23 protein-coding genes are annotated in these 24,703 nt (G+C 71.5%); 9 read left to right on the top strand and 14 right to left on the bottom strand.

Going from position 1 to position 24,703, the window contains the following annotated elements:
- Positions 1–105: 105 nt before the first annotated feature.
- The 10 genes from ACWGQ1_RS17260 to ACWGQ1_RS17305 all read right to left on the bottom strand — a co-directional run bounded on the left by ACWGQ1_RS17260 (position 106) and on the right by ACWGQ1_RS17305 (position 10,960).
- Positions 106–1,575 (bottom strand): catalase, encoded by a 1,470-nt coding sequence (locus ACWGQ1_RS17260; RefSeq protein ID WP_136028562.1) that lies wholly within the window; start codon positions 1,573–1,575, stop codon positions 106–108.
- A 67-nt stretch (positions 1,576–1,642) separates the two neighbouring features.
- Positions 1,643–2,062 (bottom strand): Fur family transcriptional regulator, encoded by a 420-nt coding sequence (locus ACWGQ1_RS17265; protein ID WP_136028563.1) that lies wholly within the window; start codon positions 2,060–2,062, stop codon positions 1,643–1,645.
- Positions 2,063–2,141: 79 nt separating this feature from the next.
- Complete coding sequence (locus ACWGQ1_RS17270; protein ID WP_452313431.1) at positions 2,142–4,172, bottom strand: hypothetical protein; 2,031 nt, start codon at positions 4,170–4,172, stop codon at positions 2,142–2,144.
- A gap of 4 nt (positions 4,173–4,176) precedes the next feature.
- The gene (locus ACWGQ1_RS17275; RefSeq protein ID WP_452313432.1) at positions 4,177–5,163 is read right to left on the bottom strand and encodes a glycoside hydrolase family 130 protein; all 987 of its coding nucleotides are present in this window, start codon (positions 5,161–5,163) and stop codon (positions 4,177–4,179) included.
- Between the two features lie 15 nt (positions 5,164–5,178).
- Positions 5,179–6,021: a carbohydrate ABC transporter permease gene (locus tag ACWGQ1_RS17280; RefSeq protein WP_136028565.1), complete on the bottom strand. Its 843-nt coding sequence runs from the start codon at positions 6,019–6,021 to the stop codon at positions 5,179–5,181.
- On the bottom strand, positions 6,018–6,917 hold the full coding sequence (locus tag ACWGQ1_RS17285; protein ID WP_136028566.1) for a carbohydrate ABC transporter permease: 900 nt from the start codon (positions 6,915–6,917) through the stop codon (positions 6,018–6,020). Before ACWGQ1_RS17285 ends, ACWGQ1_RS17280 begins: the two co-directional genes overlap by 4 nt.
- 1 nt (position 6,918) lies before the next feature.
- The gene (locus ACWGQ1_RS17290) at positions 6,919–8,184 is read right to left on the bottom strand and encodes an ABC transporter substrate-binding protein (RefSeq protein WP_136035998.1); all 1,266 of its coding nucleotides are present in this window, start codon (positions 8,182–8,184) and stop codon (positions 6,919–6,921) included.
- 36 nt (positions 8,185–8,220) lie between these two features.
- The gene (locus tag ACWGQ1_RS17295; RefSeq protein ID WP_247637968.1) at positions 8,221–9,213 is read right to left on the bottom strand and encodes a LacI family DNA-binding transcriptional regulator; all 993 of its coding nucleotides are present in this window, start codon (positions 9,211–9,213) and stop codon (positions 8,221–8,223) included.
- Positions 9,214–9,321: 108 nt separating this feature from the next.
- Positions 9,322–10,239 (bottom strand): J domain-containing protein, encoded by a 918-nt coding sequence (locus ACWGQ1_RS17300; RefSeq protein WP_136028569.1) that lies wholly within the window; start codon positions 10,237–10,239, stop codon positions 9,322–9,324.
- 67 nt (positions 10,240–10,306) lie between these two features.
- On the bottom strand, positions 10,307–10,960 hold the full coding sequence (locus ACWGQ1_RS17305) for an IMPACT family protein (protein WP_447653374.1): 654 nt from the start codon (positions 10,958–10,960) through the stop codon (positions 10,307–10,309).
- Positions 10,961–11,040: 80 nt separating this feature from the next.
- On the opposite strand from ACWGQ1_RS17305, the gene ACWGQ1_RS17310 reads away from it, so the two are divergent.
- The 3 genes from ACWGQ1_RS17310 (at position 11,041) to ACWGQ1_RS17320 (ending at position 13,454) form a co-directional block, all read left to right on the top strand.
- Positions 11,041–12,306 (top strand): sensor histidine kinase, encoded by a 1,266-nt coding sequence (locus tag ACWGQ1_RS17310; protein WP_447653373.1) that lies wholly within the window; start codon positions 11,041–11,043, stop codon positions 12,304–12,306.
- Positions 12,303–12,926 (top strand): response regulator, encoded by a 624-nt coding sequence (locus ACWGQ1_RS17315; RefSeq protein ID WP_136028572.1) that lies wholly within the window; start codon positions 12,303–12,305, stop codon positions 12,924–12,926. The genes ACWGQ1_RS17310 and ACWGQ1_RS17315 overlap by 4 nt, the downstream gene beginning before the upstream one ends.
- Before the next feature lie 78 nt (positions 12,927–13,004).
- The gene (locus ACWGQ1_RS17320) at positions 13,005–13,454 is read left to right on the top strand and encodes a DUF2871 domain-containing protein (protein WP_136028573.1); all 450 of its coding nucleotides are present in this window, start codon (positions 13,005–13,007) and stop codon (positions 13,452–13,454) included.
- Between the two features lie 91 nt (positions 13,455–13,545).
- Here ACWGQ1_RS17320 and cycA read toward each other — a convergent pair whose 3' ends face one another.
- Positions 13,546–14,991, bottom strand: a complete 1,446-nt coding sequence (gene cycA, locus ACWGQ1_RS17325) for a D-serine/D-alanine/glycine transporter (protein ID WP_378803841.1) — start codon at positions 14,989–14,991, stop codon at positions 13,546–13,548.
- A gap of 224 nt (positions 14,992–15,215) precedes the next feature.
- Between cycA and ACWGQ1_RS17330 the strand changes: the two genes are divergently transcribed.
- Together ACWGQ1_RS17330 and ACWGQ1_RS17335 are read left to right on the top strand one after the other, a co-directional pair.
- Positions 15,216–16,688, top strand: a complete 1,473-nt coding sequence (locus ACWGQ1_RS17330) for an MATE family efflux transporter (RefSeq protein WP_136028574.1) — start codon at positions 15,216–15,218, stop codon at positions 16,686–16,688.
- A gap of 180 nt (positions 16,689–16,868) precedes the next feature.
- The gene (locus tag ACWGQ1_RS17335; RefSeq protein WP_136029013.1) at positions 16,869–17,294 is read left to right on the top strand and encodes a hypothetical protein; all 426 of its coding nucleotides are present in this window, start codon (positions 16,869–16,871) and stop codon (positions 17,292–17,294) included.
- 4 nt (positions 17,295–17,298) lie between these two features.
- Here the strand turns inward: ACWGQ1_RS17335 and ACWGQ1_RS17340 are convergent, their stop codons facing one another.
- Together ACWGQ1_RS17340 and ACWGQ1_RS17345 are read right to left on the bottom strand one after the other, a co-directional pair.
- The gene (locus ACWGQ1_RS17340) at positions 17,299–19,002 is read right to left on the bottom strand and encodes an AMP-binding protein (protein WP_247982410.1); all 1,704 of its coding nucleotides are present in this window, start codon (positions 19,000–19,002) and stop codon (positions 17,299–17,301) included.
- 423 nt (positions 19,003–19,425) lie between these two features.
- A complete protein-coding gene (locus ACWGQ1_RS17345; RefSeq protein ID WP_136029008.1) occupies positions 19,426–19,893 on the bottom strand; it encodes an Lrp/AsnC family transcriptional regulator in 468 nt (155 codons plus the stop codon).
- Between the two features lie 112 nt (positions 19,894–20,005).
- Between ACWGQ1_RS17345 and ACWGQ1_RS17350 the strand changes: the two genes are divergently transcribed.
- Both ACWGQ1_RS17350 and ACWGQ1_RS17355 read left to right on the top strand, forming a co-directional pair.
- Entirely contained in the window at positions 20,006–21,247 is a 1,242-nt protein-coding gene (locus ACWGQ1_RS17350; protein WP_452313433.1) for an aminotransferase class I/II-fold pyridoxal phosphate-dependent enzyme, read from the top strand.
- A gap of 184 nt (positions 21,248–21,431) precedes the next feature.
- Complete coding sequence (locus ACWGQ1_RS17355; protein ID WP_452313434.1) at positions 21,432–22,859, top strand: hypothetical protein; 1,428 nt, start codon at positions 21,432–21,434, stop codon at positions 22,857–22,859.
- A gap of 53 nt (positions 22,860–22,912) precedes the next feature.
- Here ACWGQ1_RS17355 and ACWGQ1_RS17360 read toward each other — a convergent pair whose 3' ends face one another.
- A complete protein-coding gene (locus tag ACWGQ1_RS17360) occupies positions 22,913–23,386 on the bottom strand; it encodes an acyl-CoA thioesterase (protein WP_136029001.1) in 474 nt (157 codons plus the stop codon).
- Between the two features lie 137 nt (positions 23,387–23,523).
- Here ACWGQ1_RS17360 and ACWGQ1_RS17365 point away from each other — a divergent pair, with 137 nt between their 5' ends.
- Both ACWGQ1_RS17365 and ACWGQ1_RS17370 read left to right on the top strand, forming a co-directional pair.
- Positions 23,524–24,138 carry a ClpP family protease gene (locus ACWGQ1_RS17365; protein ID WP_136029000.1) on the top strand — a complete coding sequence of 205 codons (615 nt, stop codon included), beginning with the start codon at positions 23,524–23,526 and terminating at the stop codon, positions 24,136–24,138.
- On the top strand, positions 24,135–24,703 hold a 569-nt coding region (locus ACWGQ1_RS17370), incomplete at its 3' end, for an ATP-dependent Clp protease proteolytic subunit (protein ID WP_452313435.1). The genes ACWGQ1_RS17365 and ACWGQ1_RS17370, both read left to right, overlap by 4 nt.

The raw sequence follows: 24,703 nt of genomic DNA on the forward strand, positions 1-24,703 counted from the left end.
ACGACGAACCCCCTCCTGCGGGCACGGTGCAGAAGGGGGCGTTCGTCGGGGTCCCCGCCGGCGGCGCCCCTCCCCGGATGACGGAGGGAGGGGCGCCGACCCGGGTCAGACCCGGTCGCGGAGCGCGGCGCCGAGCTCGGCGTCCACGTTCGTCCAGTACTGGAAGAAGCGCTCGCGGATCGCGTCGATCGTGATCGAGCGGCCCTGGCCGGTCAGCGTCTCCAGGAAGCGGGCGCGCTGCTCCCCGTCGAACACCTCGCGGTAGAGCGTGCCGGCCTGGCCGAAGTCGTCGTCCTCGGCGTGCAGGGTCGCGGCGGAGCGCGTCAGCTCGCCGTCGGCCGCCCAGTTCGCCTCGACACCCTTCGCCGGGTCGGCCTCGGGGCCGCCGGCGGGGCCAAACGAGTTCGGCTGGTAGGTGCGGTGCGCGGCGTCGTTGTACTGGTACCGCATCGAGCCCTCGTGCTGGTAGTTGCGCACCTCGGCCGCGTGCGGCTGGTTGACCGGCAGCTGGTTGTAGTTCGCGCCGATGCGGTGACGCTGCGCGTCGGGGTACGCGAAGATGCGGCCCATCAGCATCTTGTCGGGGGAGATGCCCGTGCCGGGCACCTGGTTGCCGGGCGCGAAGCCCGCCTGCTCGATCTGCGCGAAGAAGTTCTCCGGGTTGCGATTCAGGGTCAGCGTGCCGACCTTGATGCGCGGGTAGTCCTTCTTCGAGATCGTCTTGGTCAGGTCGAACGGGTTGAAGCGGTAGTCCTTCGCCTCGTCGTACGGCATGATCTGCACGTACAGGTCCCACTTCGGGAAGTCGCCCTGGGCGATCGACTGGAACAGGTCGCGGCGGTAGTGGTCGGCGTCGGTGCCGGCGAGCTTCTCGGCCTCCTCCGGGCTCATCGCCTCGACACCCTGGTGCGCCAGGAAGTGGTACTTCACCCAGAACAGCTCGCCCGCGGCGTTCACCCACGAGTAGGTGTGCGAGCCGTAGCCGTTCATGTGGCGCCAGCTGCGGGGGAGGCCGCGGTCGCCCATGAGGTACGTGACCTGGTGGGCGGACTCGGGCGAGAGCGTCCAGAAGTCCCACTGCATGTCGGCGTCGCGCAGCCCGGAGTCGCCCAGGCGCTTCTGCGAGTGGATGAAGTCGGGGAACTTGATGGCGTCGCGCAGGAAGAACGTGGGGGTGTTGTTGCCCACGATGTCGAGGTTGCCCTCGGTCGTGTAGAACCGCAGCGAGAAGCCGCGCACGTCGCGCCAGGTGTCGGGGGAGCCCTGCTCGCCCGCGACGGAGGAGAAGCGGATCAGCGTCTCGGACGTGGCACCGGGCTGGAACACCGCGGCCCTGGTGTACTGCGACACGTCCTCCGTGACGACGAACTCGCCGAACGCGCCACCGCCCTTGGCGTGCGGGTTGCGCTCCGGCACCCGCTCGCGGTTGAACGAGGCGATCTTCTCGACCAGGTGCTGGTCGTGCAGCACGGTGGGGCCGTCGGCACCGACCGTGAGGGAGTGGGTGTCGCTCGCGATGGGCGTACCCGTCTGCGTCGTGGTGGCCGGACGGTTCGACCCGGTGGGGTTCGACATGGTGTTCTCCTTCTGCGCGCGGGCACGCCGAACAGCGCCGTCGGGGGACGGGCGGTCGGAGGCGGGCCTACGCGGCGTTCTGGCAGCTGGGGCACAGGCCCCAGAAGGTGACTTCGGCTGTCTGGACGGTGAATCCCCCCGTGGAGGAGGGGGTGAGGCACGGCGCCTCGCCGACGACGCAGTCCACATCGCCGATCGCACCGCAGGAGGTGCACACGACGTGGTGGTGGTTGTCGCCGATGCGCCGTTCGTAGAGCGCCGCGGATCCTGCCGGTTCGATCCGGCGGATGAGCCCCGCCGTCGTCAGGTCCGCGAGGATGTTGTGCACCGACTGGATCGACGTGGTCGGCAGCGACTCGGAGACCGCGCGGTAGACGCGCTCCGCATCCGTGTGGGCCATGGAGCCGAGAGCCTCGAGAACGGCGACGCGGCCCGCGGTCGCACGCAGCCCGGCGCCTCGCAGCGCCGAGTCGAGGTCTGTCTCCATGTCCTCGACTCTACACGTTCTTTTGAGTGACTCAAAAAGAGCATGCCGGCATGGCGAGTCGCCCCGGCGGCCGCGGGCCTCAGCGCCGCGTCACCGTGAAGCCCCGCCCCCGGACGCGCACGCGGCCGCCCGGGGTGCCGTTCCCGCGCGGTGCTCCGCTCTCGTCGTAGGCCGTGCCCGCTCCGGGTGCCAGGGGTGCCACGCGCTGCTGCTCCGCGGTCGCGTTGGCGTACAGCACCGCCGCGCCGCCCGTGGTCGCGTACACCGCCGTGGTCACGCGGGGTTGCACCACCAGCGCGTCCAGGCGCAGGTCGCCGCGGCTGGTGCAGCGCACGGTCACGGGGCCGTCCGGGAGTCCGCCGCCGAGAAGCTGCGGCACGAGCATGCCGTCCGCCTCCGTGAGTCCGCGGTCGCCCGTGCCTCCGGCCTCTGTCTCGGTGCTCCACAGCCGCCGTCCGCCGCGCCGCGCCTCCCACACCGCGGTCCCGGCGTCCGCGGCCTGCCGCCACACGAGCCCGTGCAGCACCCCGCCGGGCTCGGTGAGGTCGAACTCGACCCACTCGCCCTCGGGCACCCGCACGAACGCGCCGCCCGCCAGGTTGCCCTCACCGGTCCACGCGCCGTCCGCGGGACGCTCGACCGTGCACCCGGGCGAGAGCCGTGCGGCCTCGGCGTCGAGCGCCCGCAGTCCCGCGAACGACGACAGCCCCGTGATCGAGGTCGCCAGCCGCGCCACGTCGGGGTTCGCGTCGAGCAGCTGCATCGTGAGCAGGCCGTGGATCGTCGACTCCGCGCCCGAGTTGCGGTTCACGCGGCCGTCGGTCTCGACGCCGTCGAAGGTCACGCCGGTCGCGGGGTCGTACACCGGCACGCCCGCGGTGTTGGCGCCGAAGAACCATCCCGCCGCGAGCCCCGCGATCACCCGCAGTCCCTCGCCGCCCGCGCTCGCCGCCTGCAGCGCCCCGGCCACGCGGCCGTGTGCGCCGTAGGCGATCTGCGCCTCGGCGGGCAGCGGCGCCCACGCGTTGTGCGGTCCGCCCGAGGTCAGCACCTGCGGCGTGAAGCGGGCCGCGTCTGCCACGGCGGCGGCGGAGAGGTCGGGGCGTCGCAGCACGCCGCCCGCCCTGGCCAGCGCCTCGGGAGCCGCCGCGCCCCACGCGTGCCAGAACCCCAGCGAGCCCGTCCACGGCAGCACGGCCCCGAACGGCCAGCCCTGATCGGGGTCGGTCGCCATGGCCGCCACGCCCTCGGCGTACGTCTGCAGGGCCGTGCGACTGCGGTCGTCTCCGGCCTCCGCGGCGGCGGCGAGCCCGAGCATCGCCTCCGCGGTGGCGTCGGCGCCGCCCGCGATGAGCCACGCCGGCAGGTCGCGTCCGTCGCTGCGGACCCACTGCCCTGCACGGCCGAGCGACTCGCGCGCCAGCGCGTCCAGGCACAGGTGCAGCCGCGCTCGCAGGAACTCCGCGAAGGCGGGATCCTCCGTGCGGTACGCGGCGTATCCCTCTCCGAAGGCCCACACGGTGCGGGCCAGCCAGTACGACTCCGCCGAGTCCGAGGGGTCGGGCAGCTCCACCGGGATCGCGCTCGGCGTGAGTGTGCCGTCCTCCTGCTGCCACAGCACCACGCGTCCGGCGTTCGGCCCCGACACGGTCTGGAGGAACGCGAGGGAGCGGAGCACGTCGCGGGCGTCGTCGCGGCTCTGCGGGTCGCCCGTGGCGCGCCAGTCCCGCAGGAACACCACCGCGGCGCGGGCGATGTCGTCGGCGTTGTACGCGCCCTGCGACCAGTAGCCGGTGGCGGCGTCGCGCGTGCCGCCGCCGACGGGACGGTAGCCGCCCGCGCCGTCGGTGTCGGCGTAGGTCCACGGCGCCCGCACGACGGGGCGCTCCGCGATGCCCTCGGTGGTGTGCGTGTCGCTCGCGACCACCGGCACGTCGGCCAGCAGGAACCGCAGGTGCGCGAGGTTCGTGAGGCGGCGACCGCGGGCGCTGGCCGGGCGGAGGGCCGATCCGGCCGCGGTGCCCTGGGCCACCGCGGCGTCGACGGGCAGCAGCGCCAGGGCGGACGTGGTCGCGGCGAGCGTCAGGAAGGTGCGGCGCGTGGTCTCCATGGCCTCACTCCTCGCCCTCGGCCTCGCGCAGCGCGCGGCCCCACGGCTCCGCGGGGTCGTGGATCGCGACGGCCAGGGTCGTGTCGGACTGGCCGTAGTACGCGAACCACTTCCCGTGGAACTTCACCAGTCCCTCCACGAAGGTCACGTTCGACACCAGGCCGTGCAGATCCTCGAAGCTCTGCGGGCGCAGCCACGGCTCCTGCATCCGGGCGATGACCTTCGTCGGCTCGTCCGGGTCGATGGCGATCTGCCCGCAGCGGTAGTCGACGTCGACCGTGCCGTCGTCGTGCACCGTGCGTGTGGCGCCGTTGGTGAGCATCACCAGCAGCCCGTTGTCGGTGACCACGGGCGAGGTGCCGATCTCCACCAGCGCCTCGTCCCAGGTGCCGGGCGTGGGCGTGTACATCGGCTCGGTGTCGGGGGTGCCGGGTGTCCAGTGGATGAGGTCGTCGCTGGTCGCCCAGTAGATGCCGCCCTCGCCGAAGTACATCCACCACTTGCCGTGCATCTTCTGCGGGACGATCACCCCGGCCTTCGACCAGTTGAACCCGCGCGGGTCCATGGTCTTGAAGGTGTCGAAGTCGTCGAACAGCGGGCCGTGCCTGGTCCAGGTGCGCAGATCGGTCGAGGTCGCCAGGCACAGCTGCGCGCTGTGACGGTCCCAGCCGGTGTAGGTGAGGTAGTAGGTGCCGTCGATCAGTGCGATGCGCGGATCCTCGCAGCCGTAGCGCTCGTAGTCCTCGACGGGGGAGAGGATCGGCGCGTCCTCGCGCGTGAACGTGACCCCGTCGCGGGAGCGGGCGAGCCCGATGTGCGACACGATGTCGTCGGCGTGCGCGCGGTACAGCAGCAGCACCTCGTCGCCGTCGACCAGGGCCGCCGGGTTGTAGAGGTTCGCCGACTCCCAGCTGTCGCCGCGCGGACGCAGGATCGGGTTCCCCTCGTAGGGGGCGAACGGACCGAGGGGGAAGGATGCTCCGGTGAACATGGATGCCCTTTCTGGCTAGCCCTTGACGGCCGCGCCGAGGTCGGTGGCCTTGAAGAAGCGCTGGAAGACGATGAACAGGATGACGACGGGGAATGCGAGTGCCGTGGCGCCCGCGAGGATCGCCCCGTTCGGGTTGGCGGTGGACTGCGCGACGTTGGAGATGTAGTTCGCGAGCGACACGGCGAGCGGCTGCAGCGACGCGTCCTTCGTGATGAGGAACGGCCACAGGAACTCGTTCCACGGGCCGATGAAGGTGACCAGCACCACGGTCACCAGCACGGGGCGGATCAGCGGGATCGCGACCGAGGTGAGCAGGCGGATCTCGCCCGCGCCGTCGATGCGCGCGGCCTCGAAGATCTCCGTGGGCAGCGCCCGGAAGAACTGCACGAAGATGAACACCGCGGTCGTGTTGATGAGGAACGGCAGGATCATGCCCAGGTACGAGTCGCCCAGACCGTAGTTGCGCGTGATCTGCACGTACAGCGGGATCATCAGCAGCTGGAACGGCACCATCTGCACGAGCAGCATCAGCACCCAGATCACGCCGCGGCCGCGGAAGTCGAGCCGGGCGATCGCATAGCCGGCGAGCAGCCCGAACACGACCGTGCCCAGCAGCACGCCGAGCGTGAAGATCATCGAGTTGACGAGCGAGCCGACCAGGTCGATGCGCGAGTCGATCGCGACGAAGTTGTCGACCGTCCACCCGCCCGTGGGGATGAGCTGGCTGGGCGAGTTCGTCGGGTTCTCCTGGAACGCGCCGACCAGCATGAAGTAGAACGGGAAGGCGAAGCCGATCGCCGCGATCGTGAGCGCGATCACGCTCAGCACGCGGGGCAGGGTGTTCTTCCGGCGCATCATCGCTCCCTCGTCGCGCGGTTGGCGGCCAGCGACAGCATCCCCACGAGCACCACCAGGATCATGCCGATCGCGGCCGCGGTGTCGGGGTTCTGCTGCTGGATGCCCAGCTGGTAGATGAGCAGCACCGGCGTGGTGGACGCGCCGTCCGGCCCGCCGCCGTTGGTGAGCAGGTACGGCTCGGTGAAGAGGTTCGCCCCGGTGATGATCGAGAGGATCAGCACGAGCGTGGTCGCACTGCGCACGCCGGGGACGGTCACGTTCCAGAACCGCGCGAGGGCGCCGGCGCCGTCGGTCTCCGCCGACTCGTACAGCTCCTTCGGCACGTTCTGCAGCGCCGCCAGGTACAGCAGGATGTAGAAGCCGAGCTGCTTCCAGGTGACGTAGAGCGCGATCATCGGCATGGCCAGCGCGCTGTTCACGAGCCACGACGGGTCGGGCGCGAGCGGCCCCAGGATCGTGTTGACGAGCCCGTTGCCCGAGAACAGCAGCATCCACACGCCCACCAGCGAGACGCTCGCGGTGAGGTACGGCACGTAGAAGGCCACGCGGTACGCGGCCACCCAGCGGATGCCGGTGTTCAGGGCGGCTGCGAGCACGAGCGCCAGCACCGCCGTGAGCGGCACGTTGATCACCAGGAACACGAGGGTGTTGCGGAACGCTCCGAGCACGCGCGGGTCGGTGAGCACCGTGACGAAGTTGTCGAAGCCGACGAAGGGCCGGTCGACCTCGGCGCCCGGCGCGGTGAAGAAGTAGTCGTGGAAGGCGATGTAGACCGCGAAACCGAGCGGATACGCGAAGATCGCGATCACGAACACGAGGTACGGCAGCGCGAAGAGGCCGCCGATCGGCTGCGCACCCAGCCACCGGGTGCGCAGCCGTCGGTTGTCGGTGGTCATGTCACTCGGCGACGAGCTCGTCGACCTTCGCGGCGGCGTTCTTCAGGAAGTCGGAGGTCGACTCCTTCGCGAAGATCACCGCGGACGAGTACTCGTCGCGGAACGCCTGCCAGGCCTCCACCGAGTTCGGGATGCTGGGCACGTCGGCCGTGTTCTCCGCCTGCTCCGCGAACGCCACATAGTCCGGGTTGGCGGAGAAGTAGTCGGCGTACGTGTCGGTGAGGTCCGTGCGCATCGGCATCTGGCCGGTCGCCTCGAGCAGCTGGCCGTCGGCCTCCTCGCTCGTGGAGAACTTCAGGAACTCCCACGCGGTCGCCTGGTTCTCGCAGGCGGTGAACATCGACACGCTCTTGGAGTCGGCGAACGTGGTGGGGTTCTCCCGGCCGTCGCTGGTCGGCACGGGCATGAAGCCCACGTCGACCGTCTCGGCGTACGACGGGATGGCCCAGGGGCCGGCGAGCTGCATGGCCGTGGTGCCGGCGGACATCGCGTCGTCGGTCGCCGCCTCGTTCGGCGCGAGCTTCTCCTCGTACACGGTGGCCCAGAAGTCGGCCACGGTCTTGCCGTCGTCCGAGTCGAACGTGGCCTTGCCGTCCTCCACGAGCATGGTGCCGTCGGTCTCGGCGAGGTACAGCGGATAGAAGTCGAACCACGGCTGGTAGAACTCGCTCGTCGGCGCGGGCCAGATGGCGCTCTGCACGCCCGAGTCGACGATGGCGCGCGCCCCCTCCAGGAACGCGTCGTACGTGTTCATCTGCGGGTCCTCGGGGTCGAGCCCGGCGGCCTGGAACAGGGTCTTGTTGTACATGACCATGACCGGGTTCGACTTCCACGGCAGCTGGTAGTACTTGCCGTCCGTGGCGTAGGGCTCGACGTCGCCGCTGCGCTCGGTGATGTAGTCGCTGCCGCCGTCCATCGAGCTGAGGTCGACCAGGCCGCCCTGCTTGACCCAGCCCGACACGGCCGCCGGCGCGACGTTGTAGACCAGGCACGGGGCGGTCCCGGCGGTGATCGCCGCGGTGATGGCCTCCTCCGAGGACGAGCCTGCCGGGATCTCCTGCGCGGTGACCTTCTCGTCGGGGTGCTCCTCGTTCCAAGCGTCGACGACCGCCTGACCCCAGGCGACCTCCTGCTCGTTGTTCGACAGCCAGATGTCGATGGGGCCGGTGCCCTCGGCGGAGCCTTCGCCGCCTCCGCCGCCGGACGAGCATCCGGTGACGACGAGCGCGACGGCGCCCACGAGTGCTGCTGCGCGGATCTTCTTCATGGTGTCCTCCTTGACGCGATGGGTGGTGCGGGGGGCTCAGGAGCCGGTGCTCTCCCGGAAGTGCACGACGTTGCAGTCCACGACCTCGGTGCGCGGTTCGGCGCCGAGGATGCTCTCCTGCAGCAGCCGGGCGGCCGCGCGGCCCCGGGCGGCCGGATCGGACGACACGCTCGTGAGCGCGGGGGAGAGGTGGGCGGAGAGGTGGTCGTCGTCGAAGCCGGAGATGGCCAGGTCGCGGGGGATGGCGAGACCCTGCGAGCGGGCGAGGGAGAGCCCGGCGATGGCCATGGTGTCGTTCGAGTAGAGGATCGCCGTGGGGCGGTCGGGCAGCGCGAGCAGTTCCTCGGTCACGTCGCGCCCGCTCGCGGCGGTGAAGTCGCCCTCGCGCAGCAGCTCGTCGGAGCCCGCGGCCTCGGTGTAGGCGGCGGCACGGGCGGCCGAGTGCACGTAATCGAGCGGGCCGGACACGTGGGCGATGCGGGTGTGCCCTGCGGCGCGGAGCCGGTCGAGGATCTCGCGCATCGGCGCGGCGTCGTCGGTGCGCACGCACGAGAACGGACTGGGCTGGTCGTAGGCGCCGACCAGCACGGTGGGCAGCCCGAGCTCGTCGAGGAAGGGCACGCGCCAGTCGTCGGTGCGCAGGTCGAGCAGCAGCGCGCCGTCGGCCCGGCCGCGGGCGAGCGTGCGGTATGCGCGCTCCTCGGCCTCGCGACCCTGCACCACCTGGAGCACGAGCGCGGTCTCGGTCTCGGCGAGCACCGACTCGACCCCGGCGATGAACGCGGGGAAGAACGAGTCGTTCGCGATGACCTCGGGGTCGCGCGCGAGGACGACGGCGATCGCGTTGGCGCGGCGCGTGGCGAGGGCTCTGGCGCTCTGGCTCGGAGCCCAGTCGAGCTTGCGGGCCGCGGCGAGCACCTTCGCCCTGGTCTCCTCGGAGATGGGGCGGTTGCCGCTGAGCGCGTGCGACACGGTGGCCTTGGTGACGCCGGCCTCGCGGGCGACGTCGGCGATCGTGGTGCGGCCCATGCCGCCTCCTCGCGGGTGTCGGGCTCACTCGGGTGCGTGAACCGGTTTGACGAGTGTAAACCGGTTTGACGACAAGCGTCAAGAGCGGGATCGCGGACCAGCGGAGGGTCAGACGAACCGGACGGTCTGCTGCAGGCGCGTGCGCACGTCGAACAGCTCGTTGCCGCCGATCGCCCTGGCCCCCGGCACCCCCTGGCGCAGCACCATCGCCAGCGCACTGCGCCGCACCACCACGACCGGAACCCCGCGGCTGCTGCCGAGCGGGGTCACCGCCTGCGCCAGATCGTCGTCCGGCAGCACCACGATCGCGCCGCCGAACCTGACCTTCGCGGCCTTCGCCACCTGACGCATCCGGCCGAGCGCCGCCGTCACCGGAGCCCTGGTGCCCAGGCTCGGGCCGGTGATCTCGCCGCGGCGGAAGCCCACCACCCCGCCGAAGTCCTCCGACATGATGCCGTACAGGCCCGAGGGACTGAGCACCACGTGGTCGAGCTTGTCGTCGGGCGTCTGCCCGGCCGCGACGTCGTGCCACACGGTGAAGCCCATCCCGAGGTCGGACACCGTGCGCGCGGTCGCCTCCTCCGCGAGCGCGTCGGCCAGCATGCGCCGCAGCTCCCGCGGCGCGGCCCGCACGAGAGCCGGCGCGTACGGGTCGGGCACCTCCACCCCGTGGCCCGCCCACTCCCGGATGAGCGTGAGGTAGCGCTCGCGGCGCCAGCCGCCGGGCTGTCCGTACGACCGCGCCCGCGGACGGGTGTCGGTGCGCGCGGTCTGCGGTCGCCAGCCGCTCCACTCGGCGCCGTCGTCGGTCACGCCCGTGCGGCGGTCGTAGGCCGCGCGACCCTCCGCCGTGCCGATCAGCTCCCACGCCCGCTGCACCTGGATGAACACCGCGGCGTCGCCGCCCGTGTCGGGGTGCGTCTGGCGGAGGCGGAGGCGGTAGGCCCGGCGCAGCTCCGCGTCGTCGACGGACGGGTCGACCTCGAGGATCTCGTACGGCGAGGCCGAGAGCGGACTGTCGAACATCGCTCTCCTTCCGCGACCGCGGCGTCCAGGATAGCCGCCGCGCGTATGCGCCCGCCGGGAGTGCCGGTCAGGCGGGCACGTCGACCACGCGCTCGACGCCGGTCTCGAGGCGCACGGCTCCGGCCGACGCGGCGGCGAGGTCGTCGGACAGTCGCGGCAGCTCCTCCGCAGGAACCCACAGCTCCAGGCGCGCGGCCTCTCCGTAGTGCGGCGTGCCGAGGGTCGCGCCGTGCTGCAGCGCCCACTCCCGCAGCAGGTTGTCGTAGCGCCCGGCGTCGGCGTGGGGCACCTCGACCGTGGTCTGGGTCAACGCCCGTCGGTGCACGAGCGCCGCGCGGTCGAGGGTCTCCGACACCGCGGAGCCGTACGCGCGCACGAGCCCGCCCGCCCCGAGCTTCACCCCGCCGAAGTAGCGCGTCACGACCGCGACCACGTCGGTCAGTTCCCGCCGGCGCAGCACCTCCAGCATCGGCACTCCCGCGGTGCCCGACGGCTCGCCGTCGTCGGAGGAGCGGGCCTGATCGCCGCGCAGTCCCGTGACCATGGCCGTGCAGTTGTGGTTCGCGTCCCACGCGCGCTTGCGCACGGCCGCGATCACGGTCTCCGCGTCGGCCACCGAGGCCACGGGCGCGACCAGTGTGAGGAAGCGCGACTTGCGGATCACGAGCTCGTGCTCCACCGGGGCCGCGATCGTCGCGGGGTAGGGGTGGGCGGCGGTCACGGCCTCACGATACCGAGGTCGTCCGCCGCCTCCGTCGAACGATGGACGCACGGGCGGGCCGTCGGGGGAAGAATGTGAGCATGTCGTCGCCAGAGCCCGCACCGCGCCCCGGCACCGGTCGGTGGTCGTGGGCGACACTGGTGGGCTCGATCCGCGTGGGTCAGGCGGTCATCACCGCGGTGCTGCTCGCGGTCGGCGTGGTCAGGGCGACGATCGACGGCGTGCCGCTGCCGTGGGTGCTCGCCCTCGGACTGGTGTTCCTCGGGTGGTACGGCGGCGGGCTGCTGCTCGGCGAGCGCACGGCCGACCGGCGCCTCGCCACCTGGTGGCTGCTCGGCCTCGCCCTCATCTGGCTCGGGGCCGTGGTCGTGTCGCCGGAGTTCGTGTGGCTGGCGTTCGCGCTGTGGCTGCTCGCCGGGTTCATCCTGCCGCTGCGGTGGGCGGTGCCCCTCAGCGTGCTCGTGCTCGCGGTGGTGATCCTCGCCCCGGTCGTGCACACCGGAGAGACGACGTACGCCAACGTGATCGGTCCTCTCGTGGGCGGGGTCTTCGCGCTCGGCATCTCCCGGGGCTACCTCGTGCTGGTGCGCGACGGCCGGGAGCGACGGCGGCTGATCGCCTCGCTCGTGGCCACGCAGGAGGAGATGGCCGCGGTGCAGGACGAGCTCGCCCGCATGCAGCGCGAGTCGGGGGCGAGCGCCGAACGCACCAGGGTGTCGCGCGACCTGCACGACACCGTCGCGCAGAGCCTGTCGTCGGTGGGGATGCTGTCGCGCGCGGCGCTCGCGGGCGACGACCAGGAACAGCGCACCAGGGCGCTCGAGCAGATCGGCGCGCTCGCAGCAGAAGGGCTGGCCGACGCGCGGCGCATCGTGAACGACCTGATGCCCGCGGAGCTGGAGTCCACCGCGCTCGCCGACGCCCTCGCGCGGATGCTCGACCGCCTGTCGGACGAGACCGGCATCGACACGACCCTGCACGCCGACGACGAGCTGCCGCCGCTGGGCATCGACGCCGAGATCGCGCTGCTGCGGACGGCGCAGTCGGCCCTCGCGAACGTCCGCACGCACGCCGGCGCCTCCCGCGTCGTGGTGACCCTGGCGGATGCGGGCGACGCCGTGCGGCTCGACATCGTCGACGACGGGGCGGGTTTCGACGCGTCCCGGTGGGATGCGCGCGGCACGACGGGGGCGGGCGGCGGCTACGGGTTGCGCTCGATGCGGGCGCGGCTGCGGGAGCTCGGCGGAGGCCTCGACGTGGAGAGCGCCCCGGGCGACGGGACGGCCCTCTCGGCGCACGTGCCGCTGCGGACCGCGGGCCCCCGGGAGACGGGAGCGCTGCGGTGACCGCGGTGCGGGTGCTGCTCGTCGACGACCACCCCATCGTCCGCGCGGGGGTGCGGTCGCTGTTCGACCACCGCGACGACGTGGAGGTCGTGGGCGAGGCGGCGTCGGGGGAGGAGGCGGTCGCCCTCGCGCGGCACCTGCACCCCGACGTGGTGCTGTGCGACCTGCGGCTGGGCGCGGGCATGGACGGCGTGCAGACCACGGCGGCTTTGCGTGCGCAGGACCCCGCCCCCGCCGTGCTCATCCTGACCACGTTCGACCGCGACGCCGAGATCCTCGGGGCGGTCGAGGCGGGCGCCGCGGGCTACCTGCTGAAGGACATCGCCCCGGACGACATCGTGCGTGCGGTGCGTGCGGCCGCGTCGGGCGGGCTCGTCCTCACGCCGGAGCTCAGCGAGCGCGTCGGCCAGGTGCTGCGGGCACCCCGGGTGCGTCTGACCGACCGGGAGCTCGACGTGCTGCGGCTGCTCGCCACGGGCGCCTCGAACCGCGAGATCGCGAAGACCCTGTTCGTGACGGAGGCCACGGTCAAGACCCACCTCGTGCACGTGTTCGAGAAGCTCGGCGCGGACAGTCGCGCCAGGGCCGTGGCGATCGCGCGCGAGACGGGCGTGATCTGAGCCCCGCATCTCCACCGTTCGATGGATCCGCGGATTCCCGGCCCGACGGAGGCTGGGGGTGACCCGAAAGGAACACCCATGCGCCGACTCTTCTACGCCGCGTTCGCCTCCATGCTCGCCGGGGTCGCCTCCGGCCTCTTCTACCGCGAGTTCACCAAGCTCAACGACTTCCCCGAGGGCGCCCCGACGCAGCTCGGGCTCGTGCACACCCACCTGCTGGTGCTGGGCTTCGTGGTCTACCTGATCGTGCTGCTGCTGGAGCGGGCGTTCACGCTCTCCGCGAGCCGCCTGTTCGGCTGGTTCTTCTGGCTCTACACCGCCGGACTCGTGCTCACCTCGGCCATGCTGCTGTGGCACGGCTCCCTGACGGTGCTCGGCCTGGAGTCGTCCAAGATGATCGCCGGCATCGCCGGACTGGGCCACATGCTGCTCACGGCCGGGATGGTGCTGCTGTTCCTCGCTCTGCGCAAGCGCCTGCCCGCCGCGCGACCCGTCGCAGCACCCGTGTCCGCCACCGCGAGCGTCTGACCTCGCCGCAACTCCTCAGAACCGCGGCGTCACACGCGAATCGGCGGGCTCCCCTCCCGGGGGCCCGCCGATTCTGCGCAGTCGCGTGCGTCTAGTGTGCGTCGATGGTCTCGTCGCGCAGGTAGGCGATGTGCGCCTCGTGCCGGGCGATGTGATGGGGCGACTTGCGCACGAACACCCACGCGACGATGAGGATCGCGAACCAGATCGGCGTGACCAGGAGGGCCGTCAGCGTGTCGGGCTGGGTGGTGAGCGCCCACAGGATGAAGACGAAGAAGGCGAGCACCACGAACACCATGAACACGCCGCCGGGCATCTTGAACGCCGAGGCCGCGGCCTTCTCCGGACGAGTGCGCCGGTACTTCAGGTAGCTGCACAGGAAGATCGTCCACACGAACATGAAGCACACCGCCGACACCGTGGTCACCATGTCGAACGCGGTGCCGATGTCCTTGCCCGCGTAGAGCAGCACCACGCCCGACAGCAGCAGGATGCAGGAGAGGAACAGGGCGTTCTGCGGCACGCGACGCTTCGACAGGCGGGCGAACATTTGCGGCGCATCGCCGTCCTGCGCGAGGCCGAACACCATGCGCGAGGTCGAGTAGATGCCCGAGTTCGCGCTCGACATGGCCGAGGTGAGCACCACGAGGTTGACGACGGTCGCGGCGATGCCGAGGCCGGCGAGGGCGAACATCGCGATGAAGGGGCTCTCCCCGGCCACGTACTCGGTCCACGGGGTGACCGCCATCAGCACGATCAGCGCGCCGACGTAGAACAGCAGCACGCGGATCGGGATCGCGTTGATCGCCTTCGGGAGGTTGCGCTTCGGGTCTTTGGTCTCGGCGGCGGCGGTGCCCACGAGCTCGATCCCGACGAACGCGAACACCGCGATCTGGAAGCCCGCGACGAAGCCCATGAAGCCGTGCGGGAACATGCCGCCGTGCTCCCACAGGTTCGAGAAGCTCGCGGTGCCGGCGTCGTGCTGGAAGCCGGTGAACACCATCACCAGACCCGTCGCGATGAGAGCCACGATCGCCACGATCTTGATGAGCGCGAACCAGAACTCCATCTCGCCGAACGCGGCGACGGTCGGCAGGTTCAGCGCGAGCAGGATCACCACGACCAGCAGGCCGGGGATCCACAGCGGGACACCGGGGATGAGCGCATCCGTGTATCCGGCGATCGCGATCACGTCGGCGACACCGGTGACCACCCAGCAGAACCAGTAGGTCCAGCCGGTGAAGAACCCGGCCCAGGGCCCGAGCAGATCGCTCGCGAAGTCGCTGAACGACTTGTACTTGAGGTTCGACAGCAGCAGCTCGCCCATCGCCCGCATGACGAAGAACAGCATGAACCCGATGATCATGTAGACGAAGATCACCGAGGGCCCGGCGACCGAGATCGTCTTGCCGCTTCCCATGAACAGGCCGGTGCCGATGGCGCCGCCGATGGCCAGCAGCTGGATGTGCCGGTTGCTCAGTGCCCGCCGCAGGTGCTGCTCGCTCCCCGCATCGGCGGTGGCCCCCGTGCTGTTGATCGCCCCCGTGTCTTCCTTCGTCACGCTGTCTCCTCCGGTCTTCGTCGACACGCCGCGACACTCGCGTGCCGGCGACTGATGCAGAGTAACCACCGCGGTGCGCTCGCCCGAAATCGGCAGAGAAGCTCCGGCATTCCGCCCCCCCCGGTGTTCCCTCGTCCCGAAACGATTCGATAAACTGGTCGCTCCCCGATCCGCCCTTCGTCTTCTGCGAGCCGCTCTTCATGGCCACCACCCTCACCACGGGCCGTCCGTGGCGTGTCATCCTCGCCTTCTCGATCCCCCTCCTGCTCGGCAACGTCGTGCAGCAGCTGTACCAGTTCGCCGACGCGATCGTGGTCGGGCGCCACCTCGGCGTCCAGTCGCTCGCGGCGGTCGGCGCGACCGGCAGCCTCCTGTTCCTGCTGCTCGGGTTCGCGTGGGGCCTGACGAGCGGTTTCGCGATCCCGGTCGCCCAGGCCTTCGGCGCCCGAGACGATGCCGCCGTGCGCCGCTCGGTCGCGACCGGGGTGCTGCTGAGCGGCATCACCAGCGTCATCCTCACCGTGGTCGCGCCGCTCATCGCCGGGCCGATCCTGGCGCTGCTGCAGACCCCGTCCGAGCTCATGCCCGAGGCGACGGTGTTCACGCAGATCAGCTTCCTCGGCGCGGGCGCGACCATGTTCTTCAACTACCTCTCCGCGATCATCCGCGCGATCGGCGACTCCAAGACCCCGCTGGTGTTCCTCACGGTGTCGTGCGCGCTCAACGTGGGGCTCGTCGTCCTGATGGTGGGGCCGCTGGAGTGGGGCGTCGCGGGGGCCGCCCTGGCGACCGTGGTCGCGCAGGCCGTGTCGGTGATCCTGTGCCTGGAGTTCGTGCGGCGCCGCCTGCCGATGCTGCACCTGCGCCGCGCCGACTGGCGCATCACCGGCTCCGACATCGCGGAGCATCTGCGTCTCGGCCTGCCGATGGGCTTCCAGGCGTCGATCATCGCGATCGGGACGCTCACGGTGCAGGTGGCACTGAACACCCTCGGCGCCGACGCGGTGGCGGCGTACACCACGGCCTCGCGCGTGGACAGCCTCGCGGTCGCCCTGCTCTCGTCGCTCGGGCTCGCCGTGTCGATGTATGCGGCGCAGAACCACGGCGGACGGCGGCCCGACCGCATCCGCCGCGGCGTGGTCGAGGCGACGTGGATGGCGGTGGCCGCCGCGATCGTGCTCGGCGGACTGCTCATCGCGTTCGGCGCTCCCATGGTGCGGCTGTTCGTCGGAGAGGGCTCCGACGGCGTGGTCGACATGGCGCACCGGATGCTCATCATCAACGGCTGCGGCTACTGGGCACTGGGCATGCTGTTCGTGCTCCGCGGTGCGCTCCAGGGGCTCGGGCACACGCTCGTGCCGACCGTGACGGGCGTGATCGAGCTGGTGATGCGCGTCGGGGCGGCCGTGGTGCTCGGGGCCATGATCGGCTTCGACGGCGTCGCGCTCAGCAACCCGCTCGCCTGGGTCGGGGCGATCCTGCTGCTGGTGCCCGCGTACGTCCGTGCCCACCGCGGTCTCGCGAAGCTCCCGGTCGCTCCGGCCGAGGCGACCGAGACCTCGGCGATCGCGATCGTCGGGCCCACCGACGGCTCGATGGTCGTCGACGCCGTGGTCACGCAACCGGTGCGGGTCGTGCGCCCTCGGCGCCTGCGCTGGCCCGTTCGCCGCTGACCGCATGCCTCCGGAGCGCCCCGCGGTCCTCGCCAGGGCCGCGGGGCGTTCGTGTGCGTTGCCGATCCAGCCGATATATCCCTCTGGAGGATGATGCGGATCGGACTTGAGACGGATGGCCCGGAGGGGACACACTTCTAGTGTCGAGAATGCGGGAATTCCGCAGACCGGGGGGTCAACATGACGACATTGAGGGTGGCCAGCGAGCTGGCAGCGGTCCTGATTCCGATCGGATACGTGGGCGCGGCGATCGCCGTGATCTGCGCGATCGTCGCCGGGATCGCGATCGCGCGGGGTGCCGGTGGTCTCACCGGCGGGGCCGTCGGGGTCTGGATCGTCGGGGCGCTGCTGAGCGTCACCGCGTCTTTCGGCAGCCAGTGGCTGCCGCTGATCATCTCGGGCTCCGCGCTCGTGCTGATGCTCACGATCGGCGGCGTCGTGCGCGGCATGGTGGGCGCCGCGGGGCTGACGCGCCGCAGCGAGGCGCCGGCCGAGGCGCTTCCGGTGGCCGCGGCTCCCGCGAAGACCGGGACGCCGAAGGTCGCCGCGGTCGTCAAGGCGGCGACGTCGTCGACGCCCACGTCGCCCGTCGCCGTCGTCTCCTGAGCGCTCAGCGGTAGTCGCGGTCGCGGTGCTGCCGTGAGTCGTCGCCCGACGCGACGCGCTCGGCCTCGCGCGCCCGCAGCTCCACGCGACGGATCTTGCCCGAGATGGTCTTCGGCAGCTCCGGCACGAACTCGATGATCCGCACCCACAGGTGCGACGACAGGCGCTCGTGCGCGTACGCGAACACGGATCGCGCCGCGGCCGTCTCGTCCGCCGCATCCGCGGTCAGGCACACGTACGCCTTCGGCACCGCGAGCCGCGTCGGGTCGGGGCTGGGGATCACGGCCGCCTCGACCACGAGCTCGTGCTCCAGGAGCACCGACTCGAGCTCGAACGGCGAGATCTTGTAGTCCGAGGCCTTGAACACGTCGTCGGAGCGCCCGATGTAGGTGAGGTAGCCGTCGTCGTCGCGCACCGCGATGTCGCCCGTGTGGTGGTAGCCGCCGGCGCGTGACTCCGCCGTCTTCTCCGGGTCGTCGTAGTACCCCGCCATGAGTCCGAGCGGCGCGCGCGACAGGTCGAGCGCGATTTCGCCCTCCCGCTCGACCACCGCGCCCGTGGCGGGGTCGAGCAGCACCACCGGGTATCCCGGCAACGGGCGGCCCATCGAGCCGATCTTCACCGGCTGCCCGGGGGAGTTGCCGATGCACGCCGTCATCTCGGTCTGGCCGAAACCGTCGCGGATGGTGCCGCCCCACGCCTCCCGCACCCGGTCGATGACCTCGGGGTTCAAGGGCTCGCCGGCGCCCACCAGCTCGCGCGGAGGGTGCGTCAGGCGGCCCAGGTCGGCCTGGATGAGCATGCGCCACACGGTCGGCGGGGCGCAGAAGGTCGACACGTGGTGGGTGTCCATGACCTGCATGAGCGTGTTCGCGTCGAACCGGGCGTAGTCGTAGACGAACACGGTGGCCTCGGCCAGGAACGGCGAGTAGAAGCTCGACCACGCGTGCTTCGCCCACCCGGGCGATGAGATGTTGAGGTGCACGTCGTCGGGGCGGACCCCGAGCCACCACATGGTCGACAGGTGCCCGACCGGATACGAGACGTGGGTGTGCTGCACGAGCTTCGGCCGGTTCGTGGTGCCCGAGGTGAAGTACAGCAGTGCGGTGTCGGACGCGGGGGTCGGGCCGTCCGGCTCGAACGCGGCGGGCGCGGCGGCGGAGTCGGCGTAGCGGGCCCAGGCGGGCGGGGCCTCGCCGACGCCGATGCGGAGGATGTCGGGGCCGAGACCGTCGACCCGTTCGGCGAGAGTCCCGAGGGTGACGACGGCGCTGGCGCGGCCGTGCTCCACGCGGTAGGCGAGGTCGGTGGCCGACAGCAGCGTGGACGTCGGGATCGACACCGCCCCGATCTTGGTGATCGCCAGCATCACCTCCCACAGCTCGATCGTGTTGTTGAGCATCACGATCACGTGGTCGCCGCGGCGGATGCCGAGCCCCGCGAGCCAGGACGCGACCTGGTCGGAGCGGGCGGAGAGCTCGCCGTACGTCCACGACCGCAGGCGAAGGTCGGCGTCGACGATCTGCACGGCGGGGCGCTGCGGATTCTCGGCGGCCACCACGTCGAACCACTCCAGGGCGAAGTTGAATTCGTCGACCTGCGGCCACGCGAATCCCGCCCGCGCGGCGGCATAGTCCGTGGCGTGCTCGAACAGGAAGTCGCGCATCTCGCGGACGGCGTTCGTGGCGGCGGTGGCACTGCGGCTCATGGTGCTCCTTTGCTGGCGTGCACTCCATCTTTCCGCGTCGGCCCGCCGGACGGCACGCCCCGCGCCGCTTCTCATGTCCTCCCATCGACCGGAGAGAAGGTATACCAGTGTCCTCATTTGACGACGCTAGTCTGGTGGGAGCTCCAGTCAGGCGAGCCAGAGGAGGGCGATGGTGGAGGCGACGAAGAGGACTCCACGCCCGCGCATGAGTACCAATGCGCCCCCTGCCGTGTTCGTCGTCGGGATGCTGATGCTCCCCGTGGCATTCCTCGCGGCGGCCCTGTTCCTGCCGTCGCCCCTCGGTGTCCCGGTTGGGATCGGGGCAGCGATCGTTGTCGGCATCACGACCAACCGGCTCACTGCGACACAAGTGCGGAGAGAGGCAGAACGGGTAAGAGCGGTCGGTGACGGGAAGGGGATGAGCTAGCGGGGGAGCAGGCCGGTGCCGTCGCGGAGCTCGAACACGAGCTGGGTCTCGGTGCCGCGCACGACCGGGTGGATCGTGATGTGTTCCAGCACGATGTCGCGCAGCGCCGTCGCATCCTCCACCGCGACGTGCACCAGGAAGTCGTCGACGCCCGCGACGTGGAACACCTGCAGCACGCGGGGCACCGCGACGAGGGCGTCGAAGAGCGCCGTCACCTTCGGCCCGGTGTGATTGGCGAGGCGCACCTTGATGATCGCCTGCAGCGGGTATCCGAGCGCCGCGCCGTCGACCCGCACACGGGTGTCGCGGATGATGCCGCGCTCGCGCAGTGCCCGCACGCGGTGCGCGCACGTGGACTCGGCCAACCCCAGCCGATGCGCGAGAGCCTTGTTCGTGATCTCCGCGTCGCGGGTCAGCGCCGCGAGCAGCTCCAGATCGGTCTCGTCGAGTTGCGCTTTCGCCAAGGTGCCGCCCTCCCACCCGCCGGATGTTGCACAGAATATCGAATGAGGCCTCCGTTCCCGCGGATGCTGTCGAATTCCGGCGATTCTCTCACGTTTCCGGCAACGTGGAGGCATGACCGCACCGCTGCATCCCGACACGATCGCCGTCCACAGCGGCCGCTCCGACCTGGAGGGGCTCGGCGTCCACGCGCTGCCGATCGACCTGTCCACCACCAACCCGCTGCCCGATGTCGAGCGCGGGGGCGACTCGTACGAGGCCATGGCCACCGGGGGCCGTCCGCCCGCCGACGGCAGCATGGTCTACGCCCGACTCTGGAACCCCACGGTCGCGCGCTTCGAGGAGGCCCTCGCCGAGCTCGAGCACGCGGAGGCCGCGGTCGCGTTCGCGTCGGGCATGGCCGCCATGACCGCGGTGATCCTCGCCCGCACCGGTGCGACGGGCACCCGCCACGTGGTCGCGGTCCGTCCGCTGTACGGCGGCACCGACCACCTGCTGGGCTCGGGGCTGCTCGGCGTCGACACCACGTACTGCTGCCCCGAGGAGGTCGCCGCGTCGATCCGTCCCGACACCGGGCTCGTGGTCGTCGAGACGCCCGCCAACCCCACGCTCGACATCGCCGACATCGCCGACGTGGTGCGCCAGGCCGGCGGCGTCCCGGTCGTGGTCGACAACACGTTCGCCACCCCGGTGCTGCAGAACCCGATCGACCTGGGCGCGGCGATGTCGCTGCACAGCGCCACCAAGTACCTCGGCGGCCACGGCGACGTCATCGCCGGTGTCGTCGCCTGCGACGAGGAGACCGCAGAAGCGCTGCGCCGAGTGCGTGCGGTGACCGGGGGGCTGCTGCACCCGCTCGGCGCATATCTCCTCCACCGCGGGCTCACGACGCTGCCCGTGCGCGTGCGGCAGCAGCAGGACACTGCTCGCCGCCTCGTGCAGTGGCTGATCGACCGACCAGAGGTCGCCGAGGTCTTCTACCCGGGGCTCGACGGGGATCCCCGCGGGATCCTCGGCCGGCAGATGCGCGGCACGGGCGCCATGATCGCGATGCGGATGCGGGGCGGGTACGCGGCGGCGTCGGCGGTGGCGTCGGCGACCTCGCTGTTCACGCACGCCGTGTCGCTCGGGGGCGTGGACTCGCTGATCCAGCACCCTGCCGCTCTCACGCACCGTCCGGTGCCCCCGGAGGCACGACCCGCCGCCGACGTGCTGCGGCTGTCGATCGGCCTCGAGAACGCGGACGACCTGATCGCCGACCTGGACCGCGCGTTCGCGGTGCTCGCCGAGCGCTCGACGGGCGACGGCTCCGGCACGGTCGCGGTGGCCGGCCGCGGCGCCTCCCTGCCGGGCTAGCGGCGACGGCGCGGGGCGGCGTTCGCGGGATGGGGGCGCGGGCGCCGCTTTGTGCATCCACCACAAGAAACTGAGTCCCGCGTGCGCTGGGACTTGGTATCGTCCGGCAATTCCGGTGCGGCGAGGGACCGGGGCCCTACAGTCGCCCGTGGCAACGACGCCACACACCACCCGGGAGTCCTCAATGACGAGTGCAACACCCCACGCGCACGGCCTCGGCATGCGCATCGCCGTGATCGTGCTCAGCCTGCTGCTGGCCGCCATGATCCTGCTGTTCTTCGCCACCACGAGCAAGATCGCCGCCGGTGCCGCGGAGCTCGCCGACGGCACCACCGCCGCGGAAGACGGGTCGGCGCAGCTCGCGGCCGGTGCCGCCGAACTGTCCGACGGCGCGCAGACCCTCGCCGACGGGACGCAGGACCTCGCCGCGGGTGCCGCGAGCGCCGAGGACGGCTCGCAGAAGCTGAGCGATGGTGCCACCACCGCGGCGGCGGGAGCCACGGCCCTCGCTGCGGGTGCGGGCGACCTCGCCGCGGGCGCCGCGAACGCCGAGGCCGGTGCGAGCCGCCTGAGCGGTGGCGCGCAGACCGCGCTCGCCGGATCGCAGGACCTCGCGGCCGGTGCCGCCGCAGCCGATGCGGGCGCGCAGCAGCTCGTCGCGGGCGCCACCCGGCTGTCGGCGGGCGTGACGGGCGCGCACCAGTACACGACCGGCGTGCTGGCGGGTGCCACCACGCTGAGCGACACCCTCCGCGCCGGAGTGACGACCTCGGTGCAGACGCTCGCCCATCCCGACACGAAGACCGCGCTGCAGAACGCCGCGACGGCCGCCCCCGGTCGGTCGCAGCAGCTCGCGGACAGCCTCGCCGGGATGCTCGCCGCCGACCCGACCAACGTGCAGCTGCAGCAGCTCGCGCAGCTCGCGGCCGGTGTCGATCAGGCCGTCGACGCCCTCGCGGCCCCGGCCGCCGCCGCACCCTCGCTCGCGCAGGGACTCATCGGCGCGGCCGACGGTGCCGCGCGCGTGACGGCCGGGGTCAACGCCATCGCCAACGGCGACCCCGGACTCGGCTGGCCAGGAACGGTCGCCCTGGTCGCCCCGGAGGGTGCCCCCGCGCTCGTCGCCGGCACGCAGGCGCTCCAGGCCGGAACCGCCCAGCTCAGCGCCGGAGCCACGAAGCTCACGCAGGGCCTCGGCACGCTCTCGACCGGTGCCTCCACGCTGCACGCCGGCACCGTGCGACTCGACGACGGCGCCGGCCGGCTCGACGAGGGCGCCAGCACCCTGGCCACCGGCATCGGCACGCTGCAGTCCGGCGCGAGTGCCCTCCACACGGGCATGGGCGAGCTGAGCGCCGGAGCCGACGCGGTCGCGGACGGATCGGGCGACCTGGCCGCGGGCGGCGGGACGCTCGAAGCGGGCGCGGCCGACCTCGCCTCCGGCAACGGGCGCATCGCCGACGGCTCCGGCACGCTCGCCACTGCCACCGCGGGCGCCGCGCCGTCGATGCTCCCGTGGATCCTCGGGGTCGCGCTCGCCGGGCTCATCGCGATCGGGTTCTGGGTGGGGCACCGGATCACCCACCGCCGCGCGCTCGCCCTGGTCGCCTGACCCCTGACCCCTTCTCTTCTGAGCGGACGCCGTTCCCCCCCGGCGGCGTCCGCTCAGAGCTTCGGCAGCCGGACCGTCCCGGTGGCGATGCGCTCCGTGGGCATGCGATCGCGGTTGTAGGTGATCTCGCGATAGCCGTGCGGGGTCGGCATCCCGTCCTCGTCCAGGCTCACGAACACGATCTCGTCGATCGTGAGGATGCGCTTGCGGGTGATCATGTTGCGGGCGACCGCGCGCATCGTCAGCGACGTGGTGCCGAACCGCGTCGCCTGCAGGCCGATCTCGATCAGGTCGCCCTGCACCGCCGACGCTTCGAACGTGATCGCGGAGATGTGCTTCGTCACGGCGCGGTAGTTGCCCAGCTGCACGATCGCGTAGATCGCCGCCTCTTCATCGATCCACTTCAGCAGGCTGCCGCCGAACAGCGTGCCGTTCGCGTTGAGGTCTTCGGGGCGCACCCACTTGCGGGTGCGGAAGTTGATCCCGTCTTCCGACCACTGCCATTCCGGTGCCTTCTGTCTCGCCATGTGCTCGAGGCTAGGAGCGTCGTGAGTCGGGGGTGTTACGCGCGGCTTTCGGGCAGCGCACACGCCCTCTGCCCACGGCGGATCCGCCCACGGCGGAGACCGACCCACCGGCTCCCGGAGCGGCGGAGGCTGGGGTCATGAGCGACGAGAAACCCATACCCCAGTTCAGCCAGGAAGCCCGGCGCGCGCTCTTCCACGAGCGCGTGCTCGTGCTCGACGGCGCCCTCGACGACGACAACGGCACGCTGCTGATGACGCAGCTGCTCAGCCTCTCGGCAGAAGACCCCGTCGCCGACATCGCCCTGTGGATCCACTCTCCCGGCGGGTCCGTGCCGTCGATGCTCGCGATCCGCGACCTCATGCGGCTCGTGCCCAACGACGTCTCGACCCTCGCGCTCGGCCTCGCGTGCAGCGCCGGACAGTTCCTGCTGTCGGCTGGCACACCGGGCAAGCGTCGGGCGCTGCCGCACGCGCGCATCCTCATGCATCAGGGTTCGGCGGGCATCGGCGGATCCGCGGTCGAGATCGAAGCGCAGGCGGACGACCTCCGTCACATGCGCGACACCGTGCTCGGACTCATCGCCCACGACACCGGTCAGCCCGTGGAGCGGATCTTCGAGGACTCCCTGCACGACCGCTGGTACACCGCCACGCAGGCGCAGGAGTACGGCTTCATCGACCGGATCGTGGAGTCGACGGCCGACATCATGCCGCGACGCCGCGCGCGCGTGGGACTGGGGGCGGACGCATGAGCAGCTACACGATCCCCAACGTGATCGCCCAGCACCCCCGCGGCGAGCGGGTCATGGACGTGTACTCGCACCTGCTGGCCGAACGCGTCATCTACCTCGGCACCGGCATCGACGCGGGCGTGGCGAACGCGCTCATCGCACAGCTGCTGCACCTCGACGCCGACAGCCCCGACTCCGCGGTGCAGTTCTACATCAACAGCGAGGGCGGCGATCCCGGGGCGGCGCTCGCGATCTACGACACGATGCAGCACATCCGTCCCCGCATCGCCACGACCTGCGTCGGCCAGGCCATCGGTCCGGCGGCGCTGCTCGTCGCGGCAGGGGCGCCGGGGGAGCGGGCCGCTCTCGCGCACGCGCGCATCGTGCTGCATCAGCCCGCCGGGCAGTCGCGGGGTGCGATCCCCGACCTCATCCTCGCGGCCGACGAGGTGGTGCGGGTGCGGTCCGACATGGAGGCGATCCTGGCCAGGCACAGCGGTCGCACCCTCGAGGAGCTCCGCGTCGACACCGACCGCGACCGGGTGTTCACGGCCGTGGCGGCGAAGGAGTACGGCCTGATCGACAC

The sequence above is a fragment of the Microbacterium sp. NPDC055599 genome (genome assembly GCF_053618975.1).